General features: G+C 63.7%; 17 protein-coding genes. 10 read left to right on the plus strand and 7 right to left on the minus strand.

Going from position 1 to position 20,663, the window contains the following annotated elements; genetic code table 11:
* The first annotated feature begins 167 nt into the window (after positions 1-167).
* The 5 genes from secA to J2Z17_RS17460 all read left to right on the plus strand — a co-directional run bounded on the left by secA (position 168) and on the right by J2Z17_RS17460 (position 6,921).
* A complete protein-coding gene (gene secA / locus J2Z17_RS17440) occupies positions 168-2,867 on the plus strand; it encodes a preprotein translocase subunit SecA (protein ID WP_209946923.1) in 2,700 nt (899 codons plus the stop codon).
* Positions 2,868-2,927: 60 nt separating this feature from the next.
* Positions 2,928-3,710: an NAD(P)-binding domain-containing protein gene (locus tag J2Z17_RS17445; protein WP_209946924.1), complete on the plus strand. Its 783-nt coding sequence runs from the start codon at positions 2,928-2,930 to the stop codon at positions 3,708-3,710.
* Positions 3,711-3,904: 194 nt separating this feature from the next.
* Positions 3,905-5,308 (plus strand): lipopolysaccharide biosynthesis protein, encoded by a 1,404-nt coding sequence (locus tag J2Z17_RS17450; protein ID WP_209947132.1) that lies wholly within the window; start codon positions 3,905-3,907, stop codon positions 5,306-5,308.
* Between the two features lies 1 nt (position 5,309).
* Entirely contained in the window at positions 5,310-6,599 is a 1,290-nt protein-coding gene (locus tag J2Z17_RS17455; RefSeq protein ID WP_209946925.1) for a GNAT family N-acetyltransferase, read from the plus strand.
* Positions 6,600-6,759: 160 nt separating this feature from the next.
* Positions 6,760-6,921, plus strand: a complete 162-nt coding sequence (locus tag J2Z17_RS17460; protein WP_209946926.1) for a hypothetical protein — start codon at positions 6,760-6,762, stop codon at positions 6,919-6,921.
* A 29-nt stretch (positions 6,922-6,950) separates the two neighbouring features.
* Here J2Z17_RS17460 and J2Z17_RS17465 read toward each other — a convergent pair whose 3' ends face one another.
* From J2Z17_RS17465 to J2Z17_RS17490, 6 genes are all read right to left on the minus strand, one after another.
* Positions 6,951-8,606 (minus strand): AMP-binding protein, encoded by a 1,656-nt coding sequence (locus J2Z17_RS17465; protein ID WP_209946927.1) that lies wholly within the window; start codon positions 8,604-8,606, stop codon positions 6,951-6,953.
* A 72-nt stretch (positions 8,607-8,678) separates the two neighbouring features.
* Entirely contained in the window at positions 8,679-9,695 is a 1,017-nt protein-coding gene (locus tag J2Z17_RS17470) for a branched-chain amino acid ABC transporter permease (RefSeq protein ID WP_209946928.1), read from the minus strand.
* Entirely contained in the window at positions 9,695-10,561 is an 867-nt protein-coding gene (locus tag J2Z17_RS17475; RefSeq protein WP_209946929.1) for a branched-chain amino acid ABC transporter permease, read from the minus strand. The genes J2Z17_RS17470 and J2Z17_RS17475 overlap by 1 nt, the downstream gene beginning before the upstream one ends.
* Positions 10,554-11,267 carry an ABC transporter ATP-binding protein gene (locus tag J2Z17_RS17480; RefSeq protein WP_209946930.1) on the minus strand — a complete coding sequence of 238 codons (714 nt, stop codon included), beginning with the start codon at positions 11,265-11,267 and terminating at the stop codon, positions 10,554-10,556. Before J2Z17_RS17480 ends, J2Z17_RS17475 begins: the two co-directional genes overlap by 8 nt.
* The gene (locus tag J2Z17_RS17485; RefSeq protein WP_209946931.1) at positions 11,264-12,022 is read right to left on the minus strand and encodes an ABC transporter ATP-binding protein; all 759 of its coding nucleotides are present in this window, start codon (positions 12,020-12,022) and stop codon (positions 11,264-11,266) included. Before J2Z17_RS17485 ends, J2Z17_RS17480 begins: the two co-directional genes overlap by 4 nt.
* Positions 12,023-12,086: 64 nt before the next feature.
* Positions 12,087-13,376 (minus strand): ABC transporter substrate-binding protein, encoded by a 1,290-nt coding sequence (locus J2Z17_RS17490; RefSeq protein WP_209946932.1) that lies wholly within the window; start codon positions 13,374-13,376, stop codon positions 12,087-12,089.
* Between the two features lie 157 nt (positions 13,377-13,533).
* Between J2Z17_RS17490 and J2Z17_RS17495 the strand changes: the two genes are divergently transcribed.
* From J2Z17_RS17495 to J2Z17_RS17515, 5 genes are read left to right on the plus strand one after another with little or no spacing between them, the layout of a single operon-like run.
* Positions 13,534-14,067: a 2,4'-dihydroxyacetophenone dioxygenase family protein gene (locus J2Z17_RS17495; RefSeq protein WP_209946933.1), complete on the plus strand. Its 534-nt coding sequence runs from the start codon at positions 13,534-13,536 to the stop codon at positions 14,065-14,067.
* A 55-nt stretch (positions 14,068-14,122) separates the two neighbouring features.
* Positions 14,123-14,881 (plus strand): SDR family NAD(P)-dependent oxidoreductase, encoded by a 759-nt coding sequence (locus J2Z17_RS17500; protein ID WP_209946934.1) that lies wholly within the window; start codon positions 14,123-14,125, stop codon positions 14,879-14,881.
* On the plus strand, positions 14,878-15,354 hold the full coding sequence (locus J2Z17_RS17505; protein ID WP_209946935.1) for a MarR family winged helix-turn-helix transcriptional regulator: 477 nt from the start codon (positions 14,878-14,880) through the stop codon (positions 15,352-15,354). Before J2Z17_RS17500 ends, J2Z17_RS17505 begins: the two co-directional genes overlap by 4 nt.
* Positions 15,355-15,364: 10 nt before the next feature.
* Positions 15,365-17,059: a thiamine pyrophosphate-requiring protein gene (locus J2Z17_RS17510; protein WP_209946936.1), complete on the plus strand. Its 1,695-nt coding sequence runs from the start codon at positions 15,365-15,367 to the stop codon at positions 17,057-17,059.
* 24 nt (positions 17,060-17,083) lie between these two features.
* A complete protein-coding gene (locus tag J2Z17_RS17515; RefSeq protein ID WP_209946937.1) occupies positions 17,084-18,529 on the plus strand; it encodes an aldehyde dehydrogenase in 1,446 nt (481 codons plus the stop codon).
* A gap of 750 nt (positions 18,530-19,279) precedes the next feature.
* Here J2Z17_RS17515 and J2Z17_RS17520 read toward each other — a convergent pair.
* A complete protein-coding gene (locus tag J2Z17_RS17520; RefSeq protein ID WP_209946938.1) occupies positions 19,280-20,551 on the minus strand; it encodes a capsular polysaccharide export protein, LipB/KpsS family in 1,272 nt (423 codons plus the stop codon).
* Positions 20,552-20,663: the final 112 nt, after the last annotated feature.

The following is a 20,663-nucleotide window of genomic DNA, read 5'->3' on the forward strand; positions in this document are numbered from 1 at the left end:
GGCGCCATTTCGGCTCCCCGCTGTCTTGTTGACTTCATCCGCCCCCCCTCTTATCTGTCACGCAACTCCGCGTCCAGAGCGTTTCCGGGCGCAGTTCGCTCATTTCCGGCGTGAGGATCTTCGTGATCCCGCTCCGATGTCACGGTAGTTCAGAAAGGACCATCTCAATGGTCAGCCTTGGTGGAATAGCGCGCAAGATGTTCGGCTCGGCGAATGAGCGCCGCATCCGTTCCTATCATTCGCGCGTCGAAGCGATCAACGCGATGGAAGAGGAGATGCGCTCCCTCGACGACGTCGCGCTTGCCGCAAAGACAACGGAATTCCGCCAGAAACTGGCGGAGGGCACCAAGCTCGACGACCTGCTGGTTCCGGCCTTCGCCGTCGCCCGCGAGGCCTCGCGCCGCGTGCTCGGCATGCGTCCCTTCGACGTCCAGCTGATCGGCGCGATGATCCTGCACGACAACTCGATTGCCGAGATGAAGACCGGGGAAGGCAAGACGCTGGTTGCCACGTTGTCGGTCTATCTCAACGCGCTCAGCGAAAAGGGCGTGCACGTCGTCACCGTCAACGACTACCTCGCCAGCCGCGACGCCTTGACGATGAGCAAGCTCTACAGCTTTCTCGGCCTGACCACCGGCATCATCGTGCACGGCCTCGACGACGAGCAGCGCAAGGCGGCCTATGCCTGCGACATCACCTATGCCACCAACAACGAACTCGGCTTCGACCATCTGCGCGACAACATGAAGTTCGAGCGCGGCCAGATGGTCCAGCGCGGGCACAATTATGCGATCGTCGACGAAGTGGACTCGATCCTGGTCGATGAAGCGCGCACGCCGCTGATCATCTCCGGCCCGCTGGATGACCGTTCCGACCTTTACACCACAATCGACGCCTTCATTCCGCTCCTGTCGGAGGAAGACTACGAGATCGACGAGAAGCAGCGCTCGGCGAACTTCTCGGAAGCCGGCACCGAAAAGCTGGAAAACCTGCTGAAGGAAGCCGACCTGCTGAAGGGCGCCTCGCTCTACGATGTCGAGAACGTCGCCATCGTGCACCACATCAACAATGCGCTGAAGGCCCACAAGCTGTTCAGCCGCGACAAGGACTACATCGTCCGCAACGACGAGATCGTCATCATCGACGAGTTCACTGGCCGGATGATGCCGGGCCGGCGCTATTCCGAGGGCCAGCACCAGGCGCTCGAAGCCAAGGAAAAGGTGAGCATCCAGCCGGAAAACCAGACGCTGGCCTCGATCACCTTCCAGAACTATTTCCGCATGTATTCCAAGCTCGCCGGCATGACCGGTACGGCATCGACCGAGGCGGAAGAATTCGGCAACATCTACGGCCTCGAGGTCGTCGAGGTTCCGACGAACCTGCCGATCCGCCGCATCGATGAAGACGACGAGGTCTATCGCAGCACGGAAGAGAAGTTCCAGGCGATCATCACCGAGATCAAGGATGCCCACAGCCGTGGTCAGCCGGTCCTGGTCGGCACCACCTCGATCGAAAAATCCGAACTGCTCGCCACGATGCTGAAGCAGTCCGGCTTTGACGATTTCGCCGTTCTGAACGCCCGCTACCATGAGCAGGAAGCCTATATCGTCGCCCAGGCCGGCGTGCCGGGCTCGGTGACCATCGCCACCAATATGGCCGGCCGCGGCACCGACATCCAGCTCGGCGGCAATGTCGAGATGCGCTTCGAGCGCGAACTGGCTGACGTCGAGCCCGGCCCCGAGCGCGAGGCGAAGGAAGCGGCGATCCGCGAGGAAATCAAGCAGCTGAAGGCCAAGGCGCTGGAAGCTGGCGGTCTTTACGTGATCGCTTCGGAACGCCACGAAAGCCGCCGCATCGACAACCAGCTGCGCGGCCGTTCCGGCCGTCAGGGCGACCCCGGCCGCTCGAAATTCTACCTGTCGCTGCAGGACGACCTGATGCGCATCTTCGGCTCCGACCGTATGGAAGGCATGCTGCAGAAGCTCGGCCTGCAGGAAGGCGAGGCGATCGTCCATCCCTGGATCAACAAGGCCCTGGAGCGCGCGCAGAAGAAGGTCGAAGCCCGCAACTTCGATATCCGCAAGAACCTGTTGAAATACGACGACGTGCTGAACGACCAGCGCAAGGTGATCTTCGAACAACGCCTGGAACTGATGGACATGCAGGACGTCACGCCTGTCATCACCGACATGCGCCACGAAGTGATCGAGAACATGGTGGCGCTCTACATTCCCGAGCGCGCCTATGCCGAGCAGTGGGATATCGACAGCCTGCAGCGCGGCGTCGCCGAAACCCTGAACCTGGCCCTGCCGATCAAGGAATGGGCGGCCGAGGACGGGATTGCCGAACAGGACATGATCCAGCGGATCACCGAGGCAGCCGACAAGCTGATCGCCGACAAGACCGAACGCTTCGGTGCGGAGATCATGACCTATGTCGAGCGTTCGATCATCCTGCAGACGATCGACAATCTCTGGCGCGAGCACATCGTCAATCTCGACCATCTGCGATCGGTCGTCGGCTTCCGCGGCTATGCCCAGCGCGATCCGCTGCAGGAATACAAGGCCGAGGCCTTCGAACTGTTCCAGGCGCTTCTCGCCAATATGCGCGAACAGGTGACGACGCAGATGATGCGCGTCGAACTGGTCCGTGAGGAGCAGGCGCCGACCCCGCCACCGATGGAGGCGCATCATATCGATGCCTCGACCGGCGAAGACGATTTCGAGGAAGCCTCCTATGCCGTGCCGCCGGCAAACCGCAATCCGGACGATCCCTCGACCTGGGGCAAGGTCGGCCGCAACGAGATGTGTCCCTGCGGCTCCGGCAAGCGCTTCAAGCATTGCCACGGAACGTTCGAACAGGCTTGAGAACGCAAGAGAGCGTCCGGCCTGACCGGTTGCTCTAACGGACCAGAGTGAGGCTGGCGGATGCCGGATACGCAAAAGACGCTCGGCTTCATCGGTACCGGCACCATCGCGCAAGCCTTCATCGAAGGTCTCGTGGCGAGCGGAAAGACCAACCCGGTGCTGCTTTCGCCGCGCTCCGAGGCCGTTTCCAGCAGTCTCTGCGAGCAGTTTCCGCATGTCCGCCGTGCCACCTCGAACGCCGAGGTGGCGGAGCAGTCCGAAATCGTCTTTCTCGGCATGCGGCCGCCGCAGGTCGAAGAGGCGCTCGAGGGCGTCAGCTTCCGGTCCGACCAGATTGTCTGCAGCTTCGTTGCCGGCTTTCTCCTGGACGACCTCGCACGGGTCATTCCGCAACCGACGCTCTGCCGGGTTATCCCGCTGCCGGCCATCGCCGCGTGCGAAGGACCGGTTGCGCTTTTCCCCAAAGTGCCCGAATTGTCGGAACTGCTGACGGGAATGGGCGAACTGGTCGAGCCGGAACGCGAAACGGATTTCGTCGCCATGGGTGCCGTCAGCGGCTTCATGTCCAGCTATTACGAATTGCAGGGCACCCTGTTGGACTGGATGACGTCGCGCGGCGTCGCGCCGGACACGGCATCCACCTACATGCGGGCGCTGTTTGCCGGCCTTGCGCAGACGAGCCTCCACTCGGACAAAAGCTTCGCCGAACTGGCCGCCGAGCACCAGACAAAGGGCGGCCTGAACGAGCGGACCCGCAAGGGCCTGATCGAGGACGGCTGGTTCGCGCGCGCCACGCAGGCGATCGAGACGGTACAGAAAGTGCGTCGCGAGGCGCTGGACTGATCGTTCCGCCGCTGCGCGCTGCCCCTGCACGCCCCCCTGCCCGACATTGCCAGATGCACATCAATTCGGGCCGCAACCGGCATTTGGAAACCTGTTGATATCCGCTGGAAACAGCCCCCGGACAACCGTTTCTTAACCCTGATCTGACAGGCTCGGGAAGTTTTTCAGTCCGAGTGAGCGCCTCAGTGTCGATCATCGCGGTTGTCCAGTCAGCAGAAAAGAGATTGCCCGCACGCCTTCGGCCCTTGGTCAGGGCTCTCGCGGGCCGGCTTTCGGCTGACGATCCGACAGCGGGCGCCCAGCGCATGGCGATGATGGCCTTTGCCGTGCGCGTCGTCAGCGCCGGCATCGCCTTTCTATCCCAGATCGTCCAGGCGCGCCTGATGGGCGAATTCGAATACGGCATCTTCGTCTTCGTCTGGGTGCTGGTCGTTCTGTTCGGCAATCTCTCCTGCCTCGGCTTCCACACCGCGGTGATCCGCTTCCTGCCGCGCTATGACGGCGATCGCGAGCGCAACGAGATCCGCGGCCTGACGGCGACCGCGCGCATCTTCGCCATGAGTTCGGCAAGCCTCCTGGCGCTGTTCGGCTTCCTGTTCCTGAAGCTGCTCGGCGGCGCCATCGAACCCTATTATGTGCTGCCGCTGTTTCTTGCGCTCTTTGCCCTGCCGATGATCGCCCTTGGCGACGTGCTCGACGGGACGGCCCGCGCCAGCGGCTGGCCGATGATCGGGCTCAGCCCCACCTATATCATCCGGCCGACGCTGATCCTCGTCTTCATGGTGCTTGCGGTTGTCTGGGGGGCACCGACGACCGCGGTGACCGCCATGCAGGCAGCCCTTGCCGCCAGTTATGTGACGACGCTTGGCCAGTTCCTGCTGGTCACCTGGCGGCTGCGCAAACGCTATGATGTCGGGCCCGTGACGATCGATTTCCTCGCCTGGTTCAAGGTGGCGCTGCCGATCTTCCTGATCGAGGGTTTCAGCTTTTTCCTGACCAATTCGGATGTCGTCATCGTCGGCCTCTATCTCAAGCCGGAAGACGTGGCGATCTATTTTGCCGCGGCCAAGACCATGGCGCTGATGCAATTCGTCTATTTTGCCGTGAAGGCCGCGGCGGCACCGCGCTTTTCATCGCTGATGCGCGAGGGCAGTCACGCAGGCCTCGCCGGCTTTGCCGCGACGGCCAGCCGCTGGAGCTTCTGGCCCTCGCTTGTCGTCGGCCTGCTGGTGCTGGCCGCCGGGCGCCCGCTGCTGTCGCTGTTCGGCCCGGCCTTCAGTGCCGGTCATATGCTGATGGCGATCCTTTTCGTCGGCAGCCTGACCAAGGCGCTGGTCGGCCCGGGCGAGACGCTGCTGACCATGGCCGGAAAGCAGATGTTGTGCGTCTGGCTCTATTGCGCTGCGCTGACGGTCAACATTCTGCTCAATGTCACCCTTATTCCGATGCTCGGCCTGACCGGCGCCGCCATGGCGACGGCGGCCGCGACGATGACGGAGGCGCTGCTGCTGCATGTCGCCGTCCGTCGCTCGCTCGGCATCACGCTCTTTGCCCTTGTCGGCACCACCCGTTCGATCACCAAGAAGAAGCCTGCCTGAGATGACCAATCCACCGATCTACAGCGAGAGCATGAACAGCGTCGCCAACCGGATGGTCGGCTCGCTGTCGCCGACGCCATCGACCGTGGAGCGGCCGGTTGCGGACGTCGAGATGCAGATCGGCAAGCCGGGCCGCATCCTCTCTCTCTATCCCGGCCGCATGGGCTATGACCTGCAGCAGGAACTGCAGTTTCTGACCAACCGCGCGATGGAGCCGAACATTTTCTTTGCCGCCGGCTTCCTGGCGCCGGCCATGCCGCGGCTGGACGAGCGGCAGGTGCGACTCGTGCTGATCCGCGACGAGAACGACAAGCGCAGCCGCATGCGGCTCGCCATGCCGTTTGCCATCGAAAAGCCCGGCTTTTCCGTCGGCCCCTCGATCATCCGTACATGGTCGCATCCCTTCGGGCCGCTCGGCACGCCGCTTGTCGATGCCGAAGGGGCGGCCGAGACGATCGAGCATATGCTGGAGGGCCTTTCATCGCCGGCCGCCAATCTGCCGGGTGTCATGGTGCTGCCGGATCTCAGGCTGGACGGCGCCTTCACCCAGATGATCCGGGCGCTGGCGATCAGCCTCGACATGCCGTTGACGGTCATCGACCGGGTCAAGCGCCCGATGCTGGCAAGCGATTTCGACGGCGACGACTACATGGCCCAGTCGATCTCCAAGGAACATCGCCGGGAATTGCGCCGGCAGCGGCGGATACTCGATGCGGACGGCAGCCTGACCTACAGCGTTGCGCGCCAGCCCGCCGACGTGCTGGAGCGGCTGGAAGAGTTCCTCACGCTGGAGGCCAGCGGCTGGAAGGGCCGCAAGCGCACCGCCATGGTGATGGACCGTTACCGTGCCGCCTTTGCCCGCGAGGCCGTCAGCAATCTGGCCGAGACCGACAGCGTGCGTATCCACACCCTCGACCTCAACGGCGAGGCGATTGCCAGCATGGTGGTCTTCGTCATGGGCGGCGAGGCCTATACCTGGAAGACCGCCTATGACGAGCGCTACAGCCGCCTGTCGCCGGGCAAGCTTCTCATGGAAGACCTGACGCGCTGGAACCTTGATGACGCCAATATCGACCGGACCGACAGCTGCGCGGTGCCCGACCATCCGATCATGAGCCGCTTCTGGCGCGAGCGCGAGGAGATCGGCACGCTGGTGATCGGCCTTAGGCGCAACAGCGACCGGGACGTCCGCCAGGTGTCGAGCCAGCTGCATCTCTATCGCAACACCCGCAACGTCGCCCGCATCCTGCGCGACAAGATCCTGTCGCGCCGCGCCCGCCAGACAGACTGACAGACACCTGCCGTCATACGGATACGGAGGCGCATGCCGGGGAGCTGAAGGAGCGGCCAGTTCTACGGCGAACCAAGCACCGGTATCGCTCATTGTGCGGCGCACAGGAACATTTGGCCCCACCTGCCGTTTGCTTGAACAACTGTTCAAGGAGCGTTTGATGAAGCCGCGGTCTATTTTTTATGGAATCATGATTGCCCTGGTGATCTTCCTCGTGGCGTTTTTCATATTCCAGAGAAACAAGCCCGACGATCCGCTCGATGATCCCGCCGCACAGTCGATGATCCTGCAGCCGGCAGCGGCTCTGGCCCGACCGGTCTGACACCCTCCAGGTTTCGCTGCCGCTCCGCCTTACGGCAGGGCGCTGGTTTGCGGCTGGTCGCCGGCGATCTCACCGTCGCGCAGCGCGCGGCGGATGATCTTGCCGCTGGTCGTCATCGGCAGGGCGGCGACGAATTCGATCTCGCGCGGATATTCATGCATCGACAGGCGCTGCTTGACCCATTCGCGGATCTCTGTCTCGAGCCGCTCGTCGGCAAGGACATCATCGTGCAGCACGACGAAGGCCTTGACGATTTCGGTGCGCAGAGGATCGGGCTTTCCGATCGCGGCCGCGAGCTTCACCGTTGGATGGCCCAGCAGGCAGTCCTCGATCTCGGCCGGCCCGATGCGGTAGCCTGACGACGTGATGACGTCGTCGTCGCGACCGACGAACTCGACATAGCCGTCGCGGTCGCACCGTCCGAGATCGCCGGTCATCAGCCAGTCACCGACGAACTTGTCTGTCGTGGCCGCCTCGTTGTCCCAGTAGCCGAGAAACATCACCGGATCCGGCCGGGCAATGGCGATCTGGCCGACATCGCCGGGCCGGCATTCGCGGCCCTTCCCGTCGACGATGGCGACGCGGTGACCGGGTACCGCACGGCCGATCCGGCCGGGACGGCTGACATCGAGACCGACGGCGGAGGACAGGACGAAATTGCATTCGGTCTGCCCGTAGAACTCGTTCGGCACCAGGCCGAGGGCCGAGCGCACCCATTCATAGGTTTCCCGCCCGAGCGACTCGCCCGCCGAACCGATGCTGCGCAGGACCAGCTCGTACCCCGCACGCGGGCGCTCGACGCTGCGCATCAGCCTCAAGGCGGTCGGCGGGATGAAGGCATTGCGCACCTTCATTTCCGCCATGATGCGAAAGGCGGTCTCCGGCTCGAATTTCTGGGCCGGCGAGGAGACGACCGGCACGCCGAGCATCAGGCTCGGGAACAGGGCATTGAGCAGGCCGCCCGCCCAGGCCCAGTCCGACGGCGTCCACATCCGGTCGCCAGCACGCGGGATGAAATCATGGGCAAGCTGGAAGCCCGGGATATGGCCGGCAAGCACCCGGTGACCATGAAGCGCGCCCTTCGGCCGTCCCGTCGTGCCGGAGGTGAAGATCATCAGCGCGGGATCATCGGGTCCGAGCGCCGGCCCGACGAAATCCGCGGGGTATCCGTCGACCAGCGCATCGAAGGACAGAACGCCATCGGCCGCGCCATCGACGGAGATGACATGGGCGACCGACGGAAGGTGTTCGGCAACGTCTGCCAGCCGCTCGAGACCGAAGCGGTTGGTGACGATGGCGCAGACGCCGGCCGCATTCAGCCGGTATTCGAGCGCTTCGGGCCCGAACAGCAGCGCCAGCGGCACGGCGATGGCGCCGAGGCGATAGATGGCCAGATGTGCGATCACCGTCTCGAAGCCCTGCGGCAGAAGCAGCGCCACGCGGTCGCCACGACCGATGCCGATCGAGGTCAGGCCATGGGCGAAGGCGCAGGAGCGGGCGGCAAGCTCGCCATAGGTCAGCGCAAGGTGATGGCCGTCGGGCGAAAAATGCTCGAGGCAGACACGCTCGGGTTCACGCGCCGCCCAGTCGTCGCAAACGGCCTTGGCGATGGTGAAATCGTCCGGGATGTCCCACTGAAAATCGCGGTAGATCGCCTCGTAGGAAGCACCTTTGGGGAGAAACATGCCTTTTCCTGCCAGAATTCGTGGGCCTTGGTACTCCCAATTTCGCAGGTGCACAATAATGGAGCTTCAAGCTCAACGATCAGGCGTTGGCCTCGGCCGGTGCCCGACCGGAATGAGATCGCCGGGCAGATAGCGGCGGATGAGGCCCCAGAGCCCCTTCGGCTCGACGAGAATGACGGCGATCGAGACGGCGCCGAGGATGATGAACTGCCAGACGCCGAGATCCGCCAGGCTTTCGCGCAGGAAGAAGAAGACGATCGTGCCGATTATCGGTCCCTCGAACGACCCGATGCCGCCGATCACCGCGATGAAGATCACATAGGCGGTCCAGTCGATGATGCTGAAGGAGGCCGGTGGCGAGACACGCAGCTTCTGCATGGTGATGATCGCGCCGGCAAGCCCGAGAAACGGCGTGGTCCAGAGGAAGCAGAGGATGCGGGTGCGAAAGACGTTGACGCCGATCGCGCCCGCCCCTTCCTCGCTGTCGCGCATGGCCGTCAGCCCGACGCCGATGCGCGAGCGCATCAGCCAGAACGTCAGGGCAAAGCCGAGAGCCGCCAGCAGCAGTGCCAGCCAGTAGACGGTCTCGTAGCGGCCGGCAGTCGAGGCACCGAAGCTCTTGACCGCCGGCACCGGCAGGCTCTTGCCGGAACCGCCGCCGAAGGCAGAGAGCTTGCCGGCCGACAGCATCAGCGTCTCGGCCACCACCCAGCTGCCGACCGCCAGATAGCCGGCGCGCAGCCGGAAGATGATCGCCATGACCGGCAGGCCGAAGGCGAGCGCGACGCAGCCCGCCAGCGCGATCGAGACGAAGGGATCAAGGCCGGCGAGCACGAGAAAGCCGAAAAAGGCATAGGCGCCGATACCGACAAAGGCATGCTGGCCAACGGTGACGATGTCGGCATAGCCGGCGAGCAAATTCCACATCAGCGCCAGCAGGAGAAGCGTCAGGAACTCGGTTGTCAGCTGGATGCCACGTAGCGACAGCAGTGCCGGCACCGCCAGCAGGAAGACGAAGCCGGCGGCGAGCAGCAGACGGCCGATCAGGAGGGAGACGGGCGTGGAGAGGAACGGCTGGGACTGCATCATCAATACCGCGGAAACAGGCCCTGGGGCCGAAGCGTGAAGATCACCAGGAAGGCGATATGGCCGGCCAGCACCTGCCAGGCGGCATCGACCTGTCCCGCCATCGTCTGGGCAAGACCGAGCAATATGCCGCCGGCAAGCGTGCCCCAGAGACTGCCGAGACCGCCCAGCACCACCGCCTCGAAGGCGATCAAAAGGCGGCTGGGTCCGCTGGTCGGATCGAAATTGGTCCAGACCGACATGAAGCCGGCCGACAGCGCCACCGTGACGCCGACAAGACCCATGGCGATGGCATAGATGCGCGGCACGCCGAGGCCGATCAGTTGGGCCGCATCCGGATCGTCCGAAACCGCGCGGATGCGCGCGCCAAGCCGCGTCCGGTAGAGCAGCCGGTCGAGGACGAAGATCAGCAGGACGGCGCAGAGGAAAATCACGAGCGGCAGGACGCCGATATTGATGCCGGAGCCCAGATCGAGCGTTGCCACCTCGATCGCTCCGCCGGCGACCTTGCGGGTGTCCGCCCCGTAGACGCCCTGTAGGCCGTTCTGCAGGATGATCGACAGGCCGAAGGTGACGAGGATCATCGGCAGCACGCCCTGTCCCAGAACCCGCTGCAACAGCAGCCGCTGGAGCAGGTAGCCGGCGACGAAGGCCAGCGGCACGACGAGCACCGCGGCGATCAGCGGCGACAGCCCGAGGGCCGTTGTCAGCGACAGGAACATGAAACTGGCAAAGACGATGAAGTCGCCATGGGCAATATTGATGAACCGCATGATGCCGGCCGACAGCGACAGCCCCATGGCGAACATGGCGTAGAGCCCGCCGAGCAGCACGCCCTGGACGATCTGGTTGATCCAGACTTCAGCCATGCACGTCGCCTCCGAAATAGGATGCCTCGATCGCCGCGCGCGAGACCTCGCCCGGACGACCAGACAGGCTGACCCTGCCCTCCAGCAGGCAATAGAACCGGTCGGCGATCGACAGGGAGCGGCTGATATCCTGCTCGACGACCAGGATGGCCGTGCCCTTCGCGCAAATCTCCGGCAGGATGGCATAGAGGCTGTCGATGATCACCGGTGCCAGGCCGAGGCTGATCTCGTCGCAGAGAAGCAGGCGCGGATTGGCCAGAAGCGCCCGGCCGAGCGCCACCATCTGCTGCTGGCCACCGGAGAGCTCGCCGGCGCGCTGATGGCGCTTTTCGGCCAGCACCGGGAAATAGCGGTAGATGTCGCCGAGCTGGGTCGAACCGCGCCGGCCGATCTGCCAGCCGATATCGAGATTTTCCTCGACCGTCAGCGAGGAAAACAGCCGCCGCCCCTCCGGCACCAGCGCCACGCCCGCCGCAACAATATCGGGCGTCGGACGTCCGATCAGGCTGATGTCCCCGAAGCGCATGTCGCCCTCGACGCGCGGCACCTGTCCGACGATCGCCTTCAGCAGCGACGACTTGCCCGCACCGTTGGCCCCGATGATGGCGACGATCTGCGCGTCACCGACCTCGATGTCGACGTCGAACAGAGCCCGGAACCTGTCGTAGTAGACGGAGAGATTGCGGATCGAAAGCGCCGTGCTCAATGGCCACCTCCCAGATAGACGTCGCGGACGCGCTGATCGACCAGCACATCGTCCGGACGCCCCGTGGCGATCAGTTCGCCGCCATAGAGAACGGTGATGAGATCCGCCGCCCGGCGGAGCGCGCGGATGACATGCTCGATCCAGACGATCGTCATGCCCGAAGCCCGCAACCTCTCGATGATCTTCAGCAGGCTGTCGCATTCGCCATCGGTGAGGCCGCCGGCGATTTCGTCCAGCAGCAGCATTTGCGGCCGGCAGCCAAGCGCCTTTGCCAGCTCGAGCCGCTTGAGATCCAGCAGCGAGAGTTCGCCGGCCGGCAGATGGCGCCGGTGCGCTAGGCCGGTCAGCTCCAGCACCTCTTCGGCCTTCTCGCCGGCCCGGCGCATCGACAGGCCCGAGCCATGCAGTCCGGCGGCCAGGACGTTCTCGTGGACCGTCATATGGGAAAACGGTTTCGGCACCTGATAGGTCCGCCCGATGCCGAGCCGGCACCGATCCCATACGGGCTTGCGTGTCACATCCCGGCCGCCGAATTCGATCGTGCCGCCGCTGGGTGGCACCACCCCGGCGATCACGTTGAACAATGTCGTCTTGCCGGCCCCGTTCGGGCCGATGACCCCGAGGATCGTGCCCGCCGGCACCGAAAGGTCGATCCGGTCGAGCACCCGCAGGGCGCCGAAATGCCGCGAAAGGCCGGAAAGCCGCAAGAGGCTCCCCTCTTCCGCCGCTGCTGCCGAAACTCTGGTGGTTCTCATACGCCCAACCGCTGCTCGCTGTTGCCCGCGCCGGCCGATCCGGCCGGCGCGGTCTGCCATGGCCTCAATATTGGATCAGGGTCGGCTCCGCGTTCACCGGCACTTCCGGCGTCGTGGTGTTGTCGACGATGACAAGTTCCAGCGGGTATTTGCCACCCTTGGTCCACTGACCGATGACCAGCGGCGTGAGGGCGGTGTTCGGGAAAGGCCCCTTGCTGAAATCGATCTCGCCGACGATCGACTTGTATTTCGTCGCCTTCAGCGCATCGCGGATCGAGGCCTTGTCGTCCGGGTTCTCCGTCCGCTTCAGCGTGTCGAGGACGATCTCGAACAGCGAGTGCCGGAAGCCGAGCGGCAGCGACCATTGCCGACCGCTGGCAGCCTCATAGGCATCGCAGATCTCCAGCGAGGACTGGCCGGTGAGACCGGAGACATAAGGGTGGAACTTGCTCCACCAGACCTCGACGGTCAGACCATAGGCCCGCTCGCCAAGCGGCTCCATGGCCGAGGGGAATTCGCAGGCCTTGCCGACATAGACGATATCAGGCCTGAAACCCTGCTGGGCGGCACCGTTCCAGAAGGTGGTAAACTCCGGCGGCGGCAGCACACCCTGGATGATGTTGACGCCGGCGGATTTGAACGCACCGATCTGGGCATTGTAGTTGGAGGCCGGCATGTCGAAACGGCCGGGATCGACAACCTTGAAGCCCTGCTTCTCGAAGAAGGGCGGAAAACCATGGTCCTTGTCGGACTGGGCAATGCCGTCGCCGTCATTCGGCCAGAGGCCGCCGATGACCCCATCCGGCTTCAGCCGCTTCCAGTAGGGCACCAGGGTCTCGGCCAGTTCCTGGCCGGAGAAGAAGAAGTTGTAGGTCCATTCCCAGCCGGTCGCCGGATCGCCGTTGCGGCCGAAGAAATAAGGCTCCAGCGGCGCATCATTGCTGATGCAGGGCACGCCGTTGATCTCGCACTGGTCGGACACGGGGTTGACGGTTTCCGGCGTCGCATAGGTGGCGATCAGGTCGACCTCTTCCTGCAGGATCAGCTCCTGGGTGACCTCGGAAGCGCGGTTCGGATTGGACTGGCTGTCCTTGATGATGATCTCGAACGGATGCTGCGTGCCGTTGATCGTCACCTGGCCGCCGGTCGTCTTCTTCACCTGCTCCAGCACGAACGGCATGTGCTCGGTGAAAAAGGCAAGCGGCCCTGTCTGCGGCTGCACCAGGCCGATCTTGATCGTCTTCGGCGCTGCCAGCGCCCTTGTCCAGAAGCCGGGCGCGGCCATGGATGCTGCACCGGCTGCAGCGCCGGTCAGCACCCGGCGCCGGTTCACGAGAAAATGCCTATCGGTCATCGAGATCCTCCCCTATCCCAAAAAGACGACGTCCGCGTGCTCCTCCACCCGGACAACCTCCAGTAAGCGACGATAATACGAAAAAGGTTTGAAGGCAAACCAATTGCAACATCGCATCTGGCGAGCTAGGGTGGGAACCGAGGAGAGGAGAAAACCGATGAGCGAGACCAGTGGCCAGGAATTCTGGCGCGGCCTTCAGCCGATCCGCGATGTCTTTCGCGCAGGCGCCAAGCCGGAGGCCTATATCGCCGATGCAGCCGATGCCGACGAACGCTACTTCGTGCCGTTTTCCGAAACGGTCTCGTCGCGGCCGCTGTGGCTTTCGCCGGGTCATAACCGGTGGGCGGATATCCTGTTTGCCAGGAAGGCGGGACTGGTGAACCGCCACTACCATCCGCACGAGGTTTTCGCCTACACGATCTCCGGCAAATGGGGCTATCTCGAGCATGACTGGGTCGCGACCGCCGGCGACTTCATCTACGAGTCGCCGGGCGAGAGCCATACGCTGGTCGCCTATGATCACGAAGAGCCGATGCGCGCCTTCTTCATCGTCACCGGTCCGCTGATCTGGCTCGACGAGGACGGCAAGGATGCCGGCAAGTTTGATGTCTTCGATTATGCGGACATGTGCCGAGCGCATTACGAGAGCGTCGGGCTGGGCGCGCAGCTGATCGACGCCCTCATGCGCTGACCGACAGAACCGCTCTCCTTCCATCGAAGCAAGACAAGGGACCGACGACAGACAGATGGGCATACTGGACGGCAAGACAGCGATCATCACCGGCGGGGCCGGCAGCCTCGGACTGGCGACGGCGCGGCTGTTCGTCGAACAGGGCGCGAGCGTGATGCTGGTCGACCTGGACGCGGCCGCGCTCGATGCAGCGCGCCAGGCCCTCGGCAGCGACAGGGTCGAGACCTTCACGGCGGATGTCGCGGCCGAGGCCGATGTCGCGCATTACGTCGAACGGACGGTGGCACGCTTCGGCGCGATCGACATCCTGTTCAGCAATGCCGGCAATTTCGGCGTGGTCGCCCCGATCGCCGACTACCCGGCAGACATCTTCGACGCGGTCTATGCGGTGCATGTGCGCGGCGCCTTTCTGGCAGCCAAGCATGCGGCAGCCCGGATGCGGGACGGCGGCAGCATCGTGATCACCTCGTCTGTGGCCGCCACCCGCGGCGATCCCGGGGTCTACGCCTATATCACCGCCAAGCACGCCCAGGTGGGCCTGATGCGCTGCCTTGCCAAGGAGCTTGCGCCGCGCCGCATCCGGGTCAACAGCATCCACCCGGGACCGCTCGACAACGCCTTCCAGCGGGCCGTCGAGACGGGTCTCGGCGAAGAGATCGGCCGCGACGGAACGGATTTTTTCAACGAACAGATCCCGCTCGGCCGTCATGGCAGCGCGGATGAGATCGCCCGCTCGGTGCTCTTCCTCGCCTCGGAACAGTCGAGCTTTACCACCGGCGCCATGCTGATGGCCGATGGAGGCATGAGCGCATGAGAACGCCGCGCAAGAAGACCGGCCGGACCGTCGGCGACAGCCAGATCAGGCTCGGCCCCCTGGACAGCTTCATCGGCTTCAACCTGCGCATGGCGCAGAATGCGTCCTTCGACGTCTATGCCCAGCATGCCCATGCCGAGCACATGCGGCCCGGCCGCTTCGCCAGCCTGATGATCATCGACCAGAACCCCGGCCTGACCCAGGCCGAGCTCGGCCAGGCGACGGCGCGCGACAAGTCGTCGATCACGCCGCTGGTCAAGGGGCTGGAGCGCGACGGACTGATCGAGCGGCGCCCCTCAGCGCAGGATCGCCGCAGCGTGACACTGCGGCTGACGGACGCGGGCCGCGAGGTGCTGACGTCGCTACTGGCGCATGCCGAGGAACATGACCGCAAGCTCGACCGATTGGTGGGCGCCGACAACAAGGCCGAATTTCTCCGGCTGCTGAAAAAGATCACCACCGAACTCAACTGAAAAGTAGTCCATGTATACGACAAGCACCGCCTTTCTCGACACTTTGCAGGCCCATGGGGTCACCTGCCTGTTTTCCAATTTCGGCAGCGATCATCCGGCGCTGATCGAGGCGATCGCCGAGGCGCGCTCGGCCGGACGCAGCTTTCCGCGGATCATCACCTGCCCTAACGAGATGGTGGCGCTTTCCTGCGCGCAAGGCTTTGCCCAGGCGACGGGCGAGGCGCAGGCGGTGCTGGTGCATGTCGAATGCGGCACCCAGGCGCTGGCCGGCGCCGTGCACAATGCCGCGCGCAGCCGCACGCCCGTGCTGATCTTCGCCGGCATGTCGCCCTATACCCAGCACGGCGAGCGCAAAGGCAGCCGCAACGAATTCATCCACTGGCTGCAGGACGTGCAGGACCAGCCGGGGATCGTGCGCGGCTACATGAAATACTCAAACGAGATCCGCAGCGGCGCCAATGCGGCCCAGATCGTCAGCCGGGCCCTGCAGATCGCCACGAGCGATCCGAAGGGGCCGGTCTATCTAACCGGCACCCGCGAGGCGATGGAGGAGGAAGCGACGCCCGCCGATCTCGCCATGGACCACTGGCGCCCGCTATCGCCGCGCGCGCTGGCAGGTCGCGACGTGGACGAGATTGCCGAGGCGCTTGACGTGGCGAAACGCCCGGTCGTCGTCACCTCCTATCTCGGCCGCAATCCGGCCGCGGTCGACGCCCTTGCGGCCTTCTGCGCGGCGACCGGCGCCGGCGTTCTGGAAGCCTCGCCCGCGGCGATGAATTTCCCCCATGCCGACCCGCATTATCTCGGCAATTACTGGAACGACCCGAAGCAGAACGAAGCCCTGGCGCAGGCCGATTTGGTGCTGGTGATCGACAGCGACGTGCCCTGGATCCCGATGGTCAACCAGCCGGCAGCCGATGCGACGATCTTCCACATCGACGTCGACCCGCTGAAGCAGGCGATGACTCTCTGGCATATTGCCGCCAAGGCCAGTTTCGAGGCCGATGCGGAGACGGCGCTGAACCAGCTGCTCGCCAAACTTGGCGAACCCGACGCGACAAATGCGAACGAACGGACACGGCGCTGGGCGGCGCTGCACGAGGCGCGGCGCAGCCGGCTTGACGAGGACGCCGCCGACGCCGGCAAGCTGACGACCGCGATGGTGACGGCAGCCCTGCGCCGACATGCCGGCGAGGATGCGCTGATCCTCAGCGAGGGGATCACCAATTACGGCATCATCGCCGACCATGTGGCCCCTGCCCTTCCCGGCACCTTCTTTGCCAGCGGCGGCAGTTCGCTCGGCTGGCATGGGGGGGCAGCGATCGGCATGAAGCTTGCTCATCCCGGCCGCGACGTGGTCGCGATCACCGGCGACGGCTCCTTCATGTTCTCGGTACCGTCGACCGTCCACTGGATGGCGCGCAAATACGCCACACCGTTCCTGACGGTGGTGCTGAACAATGGTGGCTGGAACGCGCCGCGCTTTTCGGCCCTGGCCGTCCACCCCGACGGCTATGCCAGCCGCGCCAATGATCTGGACCTGTCCTTCGATCCGGCCCCCGACTATGGCTTGATCGCGGCGGCCTCCGGCGGCAGCTTTCACCGAAAGGTGACGCGACCGGACGAACTGGAGACGGCGCTCGGGCAGGCCTTTCACGCCATACGGCAGGAAGGACGCGCAGCCGTCCTCGACATCTGCCTTTAACAAACCAAGACCGGGAGGATTTTTATGAACATCCAGATGCTGATTGCCGGAGAGACCATCGATGCCACCGGCGGCGCCACGTTTACCCGCAACGACCCGTTCACCGGCAAGCCGGCGACGGTTGCGCCGGCAGCAACCGTCGAGGATGCGATCAAGGCGGCGGACGCGGCAGCCGAAGCCTTTCCGGCCTGGGCCGCGATGGGTCCGAACGACCGGCGCACGCTGCTTTTGAAAGCGGCCGATATGATGGCGTCGAAGGCGGAGGACTTCACCAGGCTCGTCATCGAGGAGACCGGCGCGACCGGCCCATGGGCCGGTTTCAACGTCATGCTGGCAAGCCGCATGCTGCGCGAGGCGGCCGCGATGACCACGCAGATCACGGGCGAGGTGATTCCGTCCGACAAGCCCGGCACGCTTGCGATGGGGATCCGCCAGCCGGCGGGCGTGGTGCTCGGCATGGCGCCGTGGAATGCGCCGGTCATCCTGGCGACGCGGGCGCTGGCCATGCCGCTTGCCTGCGGCAATACGGTGGTGCTGAAGGCCTCGGAAAACTGCCCGGGAACCCATCGCCTGATCGGCGACGTGCTGACCGAGGCGGGCCTGCCGAAGGGCGTCGTCAACATCGTCACCAATGCGCCGGAAAATGCCGCCGCGATCGTCGAGGCGCTGATTGCCCATCCGGCGGTCAAGCGGGTCAACTTCACCGGCTCGACAAGGGTCGGGCGGATCATCGGCGAACTCTGCGGGCGCCACCTGAAGCCGGCGCTGCTGGAGCTCGGCGGCAAGGCGCCGCTGATCGTGCTGGATGATGCCGACATCGACGCCGCCGTCAACGCTGCCGCCTTCGGCGCCTTCATGAACCAGGGACAGATCTGCATGTCGACCGAGCGGATCATCGTCGACGAGACGATCGCCGACGCATTCGTCGCCAAGCTGGCCGCCAAGGCCGCAGGGCTGCCGGCCGGCGATCCGCGCGGCCATGTCGTGCTCGGCTCGCTGATCGATCTGGCACCCGCCGAAAAGATGGAGGCGCTGATCGCCGACGCGACGGACAAGGGCGGCCAGATCGTCGCCGGCGGCAAGCGCAACGGGACCGTGGTCGAGGCAACCGTCATCAACAACGTCCGGCCCGGCATGCGGATCTATGACGAGGAAAGCTTCGGCCCGGTCAAGCCGATCATACGCGTCGGCTCCGAGGAAGAGGCGATCGCTATTGCCAACGACACCGATTACGGCCTGTCGTCCGCCGTCTTCAGCCGCGATGTGACGCGCGCTTTGGCGGTCGCGAAAAAGCTTAAGGCCGGCATGTGCCATATCAACGGCCCGACCGTGCAGGACGAAGCGCAAATGCCCTTCGGCGGCACCGGCGCCTCCGGCTATGGCCGCTTCGGCGGCAAGGCGGCGATCGCCGAATTCACCGACCTGCGCTGGATCACCATCGAGGACCCGCAGCAGCACTATCCGTTCTGAGGGACCGCCGTGAACAAGCCGGGGTCGACAGAGGGCAGGACTATATCCGCCGAAAGAGCAGGCAGGGGTCGAGACACCGGGGTTGCCTCGCGTCACCCTCGACCTTGCCCTGGCTGGCACCTCGCAAGGTCGCTCAGACCATCAATCTGAGGACAAGGCGCGTGATGGGCCTGTGATACCTATCGCAGACTCGGCAGTCGCGTGAGGGGAAGGACTGATGCCGCCCCATGCCGGGCGGACTTTATCACGTTTAAACAATACGTTGTTGCTCGTCTGGCTCCAACAGAGGCCACCGAAATCATTGGCCTTTTTGGAAAGGTGTCCAGCGCATAATGCACGTTTCTTGTCTGTAGGGACAACGTCGAACGAACACAGCTGAAGCACATAAAAGGCTCTGCTACCCATTCCTTAATTAGGGTGGGATGTCAGATGCTGAAAAACGCTCTTAGGAAATTCAGACGCAGGAAAAGCGACACAATCTCCTACGCAAGAGGAGACGGCAGGACGCTATGGATGGAAACTTTTTCGAAGATCCTACCCATTTCTGAAACGCTGGCGTTAGCCCGGCGGGCGGTCTTCGATGTTGACGTTCCGTCTCTAAGTGCCGCGAGGATCCTAGTTCAGCGCAATTGGAACACCTACGGCACGCGTGCGGAGACCATCCAACTGGTCCGGGATGTGCTGAAGCGCTTCCCTCAGGCATCGCTTTTCGGAACGCTAGGTCAATACCGGTTTAGAAGGCTGAGAACGTTAGCGAGGCGGGTCGAATGGATAGAGAAGTCGACCGATCAACCGCAGATTTGGCGATGTCAGGTCGCGAAAATAACGAATCGGATTTTCGCGATATTCGCGAACATCCTTCTCGCTGCCTCTTCTCTTGACGATCGGTGTGACAAAGAATGGCAGGATGAAACGCCAGCCCAACAGACCATACGGCCCCCACGGCGCCCATTTCGGCGGCGGGAATTCAACGAATTCGTCCTTGTAAGCATTCGGATCTTCCAACCGAACCTTGAGCCACTCGACAGCCTGCTCGAAGCTAATGCGGGCGCCTGAAGCCGGATCGAAATAAGCGGGATAGAGGAGATAGGCCGCCGCGAAAACTTCCTCGACAGTGCGCTTTCGGGTGCGCCGAGGATTGGGCTGCCGGTCATCGGTCAAGCCCCAGCTGGCGTAAAACGGACATCCTAGAACGACCAAAGGAATGCCACGCAACAACGCCTCGAAACCGCCAAGCGAGGTGATGGCATAGGCCTTGTCGATGTCGTCGAACGTGTTGGCCAGCGACACGCTCACCCGCATGACGTGACAGAGATGCTCAACGTCAGCCGGATTCGACTGCGCTGGCCGCATGCCGCTCAGCACATCAGGATGCGGCTTGTAGATGATTTCGGCGTCAGGGTTCTCTTCAGCGGCCAAACGGACCAAGTCGTTATTGGTAATCGGTCGATCACAACCATAGGCAATAGATGCATCGTCTTCCACCTGGCCGATAACCAGAATGCGTGGGCGTGTCTTCCGTCCAACCAGATCCTCTAGCTTGGTGGGATTGGCAGAGTTATACTTGCTGAGCCCCCCCTCGATCAGCATCTGGATTCCCTGCCGCGCCCGGTCCATCAGGACTACGTCACTGTTGAAGTCACCCGTCTCGAGCAGGACTTCCAGATCAGAGGGACCACGGCTGTCGAAATAGGGCCGCTGGCGATCAAAAGCTAGAGAAAGTGGCGGTGTGCGGGCCGCATTAGGGCTGTTTGAACGTAGAAAACCATCTTCGATAAAATAGATTGGAAGGTGGTTTTCTTTCGAAAAGGCTGGCAGGGCCGGCGGGTATCTCGTACCCCACACAAAGATCTCGCAGTTGTCTGTCTGCGCGATCCGCTCGCGCCAATCGGCTTCGAACGCCTCGTTTTCCAAGCCGAATGGCAGATAGATGAACTCGCGGTCGGGAAAGAACCGCTCGAAAACGCGTCGTTTCCACCCCGTGATGTGCAGCGAGAATGTGGCTATGCGTTCAGAAAACATGGTCGATCAACTTGCTTCGCTCATTCAGCCTAGGGGTCCTGCGAACCGCCGCGCTTCATCCCAATTCTCAAACCATTGCGGCAATGCCCGCCGGGTTGTGATCACTTTTCTA

Origin of the sequence: Heterorhizobium halophytocola (genome assembly GCF_017873095.1) — a bacterium.
Taxonomy (GTDB): domain Bacteria; phylum Pseudomonadota; class Alphaproteobacteria; order Rhizobiales; family Rhizobiaceae; genus Allorhizobium; species Allorhizobium halophytocola.

What these genes read in the sequence shown, in the direction of transcription:
- secA (WP_209946923.1), top strand. Translation starts at nt 168, where the DNA reads ATGGTCAGCCTTGGTGGAATAGCGCGCAAGATGTTCGGCTCGGCGAAT.
- J2Z17_RS17445 (WP_209946924.1), top strand. Translation starts at nt 2,928, where the DNA reads ATGCCGGATACGCAAAAGACGCTCGGCTTCATCGGTACCGGCACCATC.
- J2Z17_RS17455 (WP_209946925.1), top strand. Translation starts at nt 5,310, where the DNA reads ATGACCAATCCACCGATCTACAGCGAGAGCATGAACAGCGTCGCCAAC.
- J2Z17_RS17460 (WP_209946926.1), top strand. Translation starts at nt 6,760, where the DNA reads ATGAAGCCGCGGTCTATTTTTTATGGAATCATGATTGCCCTGGTGATC.
- J2Z17_RS17465 (WP_209946927.1), bottom strand. Translation starts at nt 8,606, where the DNA reads ATGTTTCTCCCCAAAGGTGCTTCCTACGAGGCGATCTACCGCGATTTT.
- J2Z17_RS17470 (WP_209946928.1), bottom strand. Translation starts at nt 9,695, where the DNA reads ATGATGCAGTCCCAGCCGTTCCTCTCCACGCCCGTCTCCCTCCTGATC.
- J2Z17_RS17475 (WP_209946929.1), bottom strand. Translation starts at nt 10,561, where the DNA reads ATGGCTGAAGTCTGGATCAACCAGATCGTCCAGGGCGTGCTGCTCGGC.
- J2Z17_RS17485 (WP_209946931.1), bottom strand. Translation starts at nt 12,022, where the DNA reads ATGAGAACCACCAGAGTTTCGGCAGCAGCGGCGGAAGAGGGGAGCCTC.
- J2Z17_RS17490 (WP_209946932.1), bottom strand. Translation starts at nt 13,376, where the DNA reads ATGACCGATAGGCATTTTCTCGTGAACCGGCGCCGGGTGCTGACCGGC.
- J2Z17_RS17495 (WP_209946933.1), top strand. Translation starts at nt 13,534, where the DNA reads ATGAGCGAGACCAGTGGCCAGGAATTCTGGCGCGGCCTTCAGCCGATC.
- J2Z17_RS17500 (WP_209946934.1), top strand. Translation starts at nt 14,123, where the DNA reads ATGGGCATACTGGACGGCAAGACAGCGATCATCACCGGCGGGGCCGGC.
- J2Z17_RS17505 (WP_209946935.1), top strand. Translation starts at nt 14,878, where the DNA reads ATGAGAACGCCGCGCAAGAAGACCGGCCGGACCGTCGGCGACAGCCAG.
- J2Z17_RS17510 (WP_209946936.1), top strand. Translation starts at nt 15,365, where the DNA reads ATGTATACGACAAGCACCGCCTTTCTCGACACTTTGCAGGCCCATGGG.
- J2Z17_RS17515 (WP_209946937.1), top strand. Translation starts at nt 17,084, where the DNA reads ATGAACATCCAGATGCTGATTGCCGGAGAGACCATCGATGCCACCGGC.
- J2Z17_RS17520 (WP_209946938.1), bottom strand. Translation starts at nt 20,551, where the DNA reads ATGTTTTCTGAACGCATAGCCACATTCTCGCTGCACATCACGGGGTGG.